The organism is Sulfitobacter sp., assembly GCF_041552635.1.
Taxonomy (GTDB): domain Bacteria; phylum Pseudomonadota; class Alphaproteobacteria; order Rhodobacterales; family Rhodobacteraceae; genus Sulfitobacter.
This window is the reverse complement of sequence record NZ_JBFEKM010000346.1, coordinates 1-1,671: the sequence shown is the minus strand read 5'-3', so window position 1 is coordinate 1,671 and position 1,671 is coordinate 1. Positions and strand designations below refer to the sequence as shown.

At 55.1% G+C, this 1,671-nt stretch carries 3 protein-coding genes and 1 pseudogene; 3 read left to right on the top strand and 1 reads right to left on the bottom strand.

What is annotated here, in order from left to right; genetic code table 11:
* Window positions 1-22: 22 nt before the first annotated feature.
* The 3 genes from ABYT07_RS20955 to ABYT07_RS20945 all read left to right on the top strand — a co-directional run bounded on the left by ABYT07_RS20955 (window position 23) and on the right by ABYT07_RS20945 (window position 1,461).
* Complete coding sequence (locus tag ABYT07_RS20955) at window positions 23-259, top strand: F0F1 ATP synthase subunit C (protein ID WP_008227326.1); 237 nt, start codon at window positions 23-25, stop codon at window positions 257-259.
* A gap of 86 nt (window positions 260-345) precedes the next feature.
* Complete coding sequence (locus tag ABYT07_RS20950) at window positions 346-897, top strand: F0F1 ATP synthase subunit B' (protein WP_372993927.1); 552 nt, start codon at window positions 346-348, stop codon at window positions 895-897.
* A gap of 3 nt (window positions 898-900) precedes the next feature.
* A complete protein-coding gene (locus ABYT07_RS20945) occupies window positions 901-1,461 on the top strand; it encodes a F0F1 ATP synthase subunit B (protein ID WP_372993926.1) in 561 nt (186 codons plus the stop codon).
* A 93-nt stretch (window positions 1,462-1,554) separates the two neighbouring features.
* On the opposite strand, the pseudogene ABYT07_RS20940 reads toward ABYT07_RS20945, so the two are convergent.
* A pseudogene (locus tag ABYT07_RS20940) lies at window positions 1,555-1,671 on the bottom strand (GntR family transcriptional regulator); the annotation flags it as partial.

The following is a 1,671-nucleotide window of genomic DNA, read 5'->3' as shown; positions in this document are numbered from 1 at the left end:
TTCCATCGTAAGGAGAATTCTCATGGAAGGCGATATCGTACAAATGGGCGCATACATTGGCGCGGGTCTGGCATGCATGGGCATGGGCGGCGCGGCAGTCGGTGTGGGCAACGTTGCAGGCAACTACCTTGCCGGCGCACTGCGCAACCCTTCGGCAGCTGCTGGTCAGACTGCAACACTCTTCATCGGCATCGCCTTTGCAGAAGCTCTGGGGATCTTCTCGTTCCTCGTCGCTCTGCTGTTGATGTTCGCCGTTTAAGCGTCAGACTGACACTTCCTTACGCTTCGGGCAGCGCGCAGATGTGCGCTGCCCAAGGGATTTGACTGGTTTGACAGGAGGCCAATATGGCGACTGAACCGATTGATATGGAAATCGCTGGCACATGTGTCAGTGAATTTGGCAGTGCCATTGGCATGCCGCAGCTTTGTGGCGAATGGTTCGGCAACCAGATTTTCTGGCTGGTCGTTGCGCTGGTCGCGATCTATTTTATCCTTTCGCGGGTTGCTTTGCCGCGCATCGGGTCTGTTCTGGCGGAACGTCAGGGCACGATTACGAATGACATTGCTGCTGCCGAAGACCTGAAGGTCAAGGCGACAGAAGCAGAAGCACAATATGACAAAGCTTTGATCGATGCCCGCGCTGAAGCGCAGCGCATCATCTCTGAAGCCAAAGCGGATATTCAGGCCGATCTGGACAAGGCGATTGCCGTGGCAGATGCCGACATCGCAGCCAAGGCTGTTGAATCCGAAAAGGCCATTTCTGAAATCCGTGAAGGCGCGATGAAGAACGTGGAAGATGTTGCGAAAGACACCGCTCAGGCGATTGTTGCGGCATTGGGCGGTTCTGCTGATGCGAAAACTGTTTCCGCGGCTGTCGATGCCCGGATGAAAGGATAAGCCATGCGTTTGACTTTCTCTGCTTTGATCGCGGCTATGGTTGCCTCGCCTGCATTTGCTGCTGGCGGTGCGTTCGTATCGCTGCACAACACCGACTTTGTGGTGCTGCTGGCGTTCATCCTTTTCATCGGCGTGTTGTTCTATTTCAAGGTGCCTTCCTTGATCGGTGGCATGCTGGACAAACGTGCCACAGGCATCAAGTCCGAGTTGGAAGAGGCACGTGCCCTGCGCGAAGAAGCGCAGACATTGCTGGCCAGCTATGAGCGCAAGCAACAAGAGGTCAAGGATCAGGCGGATCGCATTGTGACCGCTGCCAAAGCCGAGGCACAAGAGGCCGCTGATCAGGCGCGCGCCGATCTTGAAAAATCGATTGCACGCCGTGTGGCCACTGCGCAGGACCAGATTGAATCTGCCCAAGCTGCTGCCGTCAAAGAGGTCCGTGACCAAGCGATTATTATCGCGATCGCCTCAGCCAAAGACGTAATCGCCAAGCAGATGACAGCTGCCGAAGGCAATGCGCTGATTGACGCCGCAATCGCGGATGTGGACAGCAAACTGCACTAACGCTCTTTAGCTCAAAAATTTAAAAAGGCCTCGAAGGATCTTCGGGGCCTTTTGTCGTTAAAGCCGGCACCTTCTTTCAATTAGATTGTTGTGTCAGTCAGTCTGGGTCGCGTGCTCTAGGCGCTGACGGGCGACTTCTTCGTTGCGCTCGGATTTCTGCTGGTCTCGCAGGGCGTTTTCAACATAGTTCAAATGCGCTTCGACGGCTTC